The 3,384-nt window shown below is 26.6% G+C and carries 4 protein-coding genes and 1 riboswitch; all 4 genes read left to right on the forward strand.

Features of this window, described 5'->3' with window-relative positions:
- The first annotated feature begins 257 nt into the window (after positions 1–257).
- The 4 genes from Q0J90_RS13900 to Q0J90_RS13915 all read left to right on the forward strand — a co-directional run bounded on the left by Q0J90_RS13900 (position 258) and on the right by Q0J90_RS13915 (position 3,339).
- Positions 258–599, forward strand: coding sequence for a DUF5674 family protein (locus Q0J90_RS13900; RefSeq protein ID WP_297278479.1), 342 nt, complete (start codon positions 258–260; stop codon positions 597–599).
- Positions 600–617: 18 nt separating this feature from the next.
- The gene (locus Q0J90_RS13905; RefSeq protein ID WP_297278480.1) at positions 618–953 is read left to right on the forward strand and encodes a hypothetical protein; all 336 of its coding nucleotides are present in this window, start codon (positions 618–620) and stop codon (positions 951–953) included.
- A 28-nt stretch (positions 954–981) separates the two neighbouring features.
- Positions 982–1,746: a bifunctional 2-polyprenyl-6-hydroxyphenol methylase/3-demethylubiquinol 3-O-methyltransferase UbiG gene (locus tag Q0J90_RS13910; protein WP_297278481.1), complete on the forward strand. Its 765-nt coding sequence runs from the start codon at positions 982–984 to the stop codon at positions 1,744–1,746.
- Between the two features lie 37 nt (positions 1,747–1,783).
- Positions 1,784–1,888, forward strand: a riboswitch (TPP riboswitch).
- A 98-nt stretch (positions 1,889–1,986) separates the two neighbouring features.
- Positions 1,987–3,339, forward strand: a complete 1,353-nt coding sequence (locus tag Q0J90_RS13915) for a YjiH family protein (RefSeq protein ID WP_297278482.1) — start codon at positions 1,987–1,989, stop codon at positions 3,337–3,339.
- Positions 3,340–3,384 lie beyond the last annotated feature (45 nt).

Consider the following 3,384-nt stretch of genomic DNA (forward strand, 5'->3'; position numbering starts at 1 on the left):
TAGTTTCTTTTTATTGTACTAACTGTTCTATTAAATTGGGCTTGTTCAGTAACTCTCATTTTTTATCTCCTGTTTTTAATATAGAAGTGATTATTATATCGTTATCATTCTCGTAATAATCTAAAATTTTTTTATTATTTTTTTATGATTGAATTTTCTATCATAAAAAGACTTATTAATTATCGGAATGTATAAGTATAAAAAACATTATGATTGAATTTTATTTACCGTTAATATTTATGCGGAGTATTACTATTATGATAATTGTTAAAGAAAGTATAAGAATTGATGAAGTAAAGAATATGCTTGGAAATTTTTTTACTGATATGCTTAAAGGTGTTGTTGATGTTGAAAAAAAGGAATTAGCATTAGATGCAGAGCTTCATAGTGATTTAGAGTCTTTACTCATAGAGAATGGTTCTTTGCAAAATGATTTATGGGGTATTAATATATATCCTAATTTAGACGATGAAGATTTTTTAGAATTTGATTCTTTAATTAACATACGGCCTTCAGATAATAATAAAAGCAGATATGTAGAAAATGAAAGTATTAGAAATGAAATAATCAAGATAGTTAATAATTTAATAATAAGATAATTATATAAGGGCAGATTTATGAATTATATGCATAAAGATTCGGCAGCAGGAAAATGGAAAACTTTAAGTTTGGCCGAACAGATGGCTAATATAGGAAGCGAAGTTTACAGGGCAATAAAGTTTAAAAAGAAAAATAATTTAGAATATTCTGTTAATTCACTTTACAGGGCGTTGGAGTTAATAGATTTGACTATAGAAGCACAGTATAAAAAACATAAAATAAAAGAGTTTACAAGATTAAGAGAAGTATTATGCGATTATTTGCTTGGAGATAATGAATATAATACAGATGAAAGAATTATGAAGTATTTTGATAGTTTTGCTTATATTCTTGCAAAGAGAAAAGGAAAATGATTTTCTATAATAATAGTAATAATTAATTATGAAAGAAAATAAATATAATGATGAAATTTTTTTTAATAAATACAGCGAAATGGAAAGGTCTAAATTTGGACTTAATGCTGCAGGAGAATGGGAGAGTTTAAAAAATATACTTCCCTCCTTTGAGAATAAAAATATTTTAGATTTGGGATGCGGTTACGGATGGCATTTGATTTATGCTGCCCAAAATAAAGCCAATTTGGCAGTCGGATGTGATATATCTGATAAAATGCTTGATGTTGCAAGAGAGAAAACTAAAAATATTAATAATATAAGATTGATATTATCTTCCATAGAAAATATAAATGAGAATATAAAAAGTAATGAAGAATTAAAAGACATAAAATTTGATATAGTTTTGAGTTCTTTGGCTTTGCATTATGTATATGATTTTGGCAGCGTAGTTAAAACAGTAAAAGGACTTTTAAAAGATGACGGATATTTTGTATTCTCAGCAGAGCATCCAATATTTACAGCTTACGGCAGTCAGGATTGGTTATATGATAGTAACGGAGAAATAGTTTGTTTTCCTATTGATAATTATTTTTATGAAGGAAAAAGAAATACAAAGTTTTTGGCTGAAAGTGTTATTAAATATCATAGAACAATAACAACTTATATTAACACTCTTATAAATAACGGCTTTGTTATAGAGAATGTTACAGAGCCTAAGCCTCCGGAAAAAATGCTTAAAAATAATAAAGAAATGCAAAATGAATTAAGACGCCCAATGATGATTATAATAAAATCTAAAAAATATAGTTAATAGTAATTGAAATAATTATTATTTGATTATATAATACTAGAAAAATTAGGGGAGCTTTAAAAGGCTGAGAGTAAGTTTACATAACTTAGACCCTTATAACCTGTTGGATAATGCCAGTGTAGGGAAATATTTTTACTTACTAATAAGTTTTCTAAAATTGTTTTCATTTTTAATTCTTATACACTCATTATTTTCATTAAGGTTTCTCTAAAATATTAATTTATATTTAAGGAAATTTTTATGGATAATGTTTCAAATTCTGAAAGTGTTTTAAGCAGTAATGATTTATCTAATATTAAATTTAGTAAATCAGTTTATTTAAAATTTATTGTACTTAGTTTTATTGGTATATTTATGTTATTTATACCAATTAAAATAGGAGATGTTAAATCAATACCTATAGACCATTTAGTAAGTTTTATAAGAAAGATTCCTTTTGTAGACCCTTATTATGGTATTCTTATAACTATGTTTGGAGGAATATATCCTTTTATAAGTAAATCTTGGAATAAAAATAAAACTGAAATAGTATTTTCATTTATCAAACTTACATCAATACCGTTTATTATAATGGCATATTTTGGATTAGGACCTGCTGATTTTCATAAACCTAATATGCTTCTTTTTTCTTATAATCTGCTCACTCAAATAGCATTGATTAATAGTATAGGTTTTATATTCTTATCATTTTTGGTAGATTATGGGCTTATGTCATTTGCCGGTATATTTATGCGATGTATAATGAAGCCTATATGGAAAACTTCAGGAAGGTCATCTTTAGATGCTATAGCTTCATTTGTAGGAAGTTATTCTATTGCTCTTTTAATGACAAGTAAAGTTTATAAGAAAGGTTTTTATTCTAAAAAAGAAGCCTGCATAATAGCTACAGGATTTTCAACCGTTTCAACTACTTTTATGATAGTTGTTGCTAAGATGTTTAATGTTATAGATAAATGGAATATATATTTTTTTGGTACTATGTTAATAACTTTTATAGTAACTGCTATAACTGTAAGACTTTATCCATTAAGAAATAAACCTAGCGACGGATATATGGATAAAGAAGTTGCTGAAGAGCCTATATACAAAGGAGGTAATATTTTTAAGCTGGCATTAAATGAAGCTGCTGAAGTTGCTAGTCATTCTGATAGCGTTTTAAATAGCGTTATTAAAAATCTTAAAGAAGGACTTATGGTTTCTATTTCAGTAATGCCTAATTTTATGGCTATAACATTTATAGGTCTTTTAATAGTTAATTATACTCCTTTATTTGATGTTATAAGCTATATATTTTTACCTGTTACTAAATTGCTTGGGCTTGGAGATGAGGCTTATATAGTAGCAAAGGCTTGTTCTGTTACATTAGTTGAAATGTCATGTTCTTCAAGTATTGTAATGTATGCCAGTCAATTTGCTAAGTCTGTTGTTGCTGTGGTATGCGTTGCTGAGATTTTATATTTTGCTGCACCTATTCCTGTAATATTGGCTGTAGGAATACCTATAAAGATAAGAGATATGATGATAATATGGGTTGAGAGAATAATACTTTCATTGTTATTCGCTGTGCCTTTTGCATATTTCTTTCTTAGTTGATAATTAGTATATAATAAGTGGGAGATTAATTATGAAATACTATAT

The sequence above is a fragment of the uncultured Brachyspira sp. genome (assembly GCF_944390595.1).
Lineage (GTDB): Bacteria > Spirochaetota > Brachyspiria > Brachyspirales > Brachyspiraceae > Brachyspira.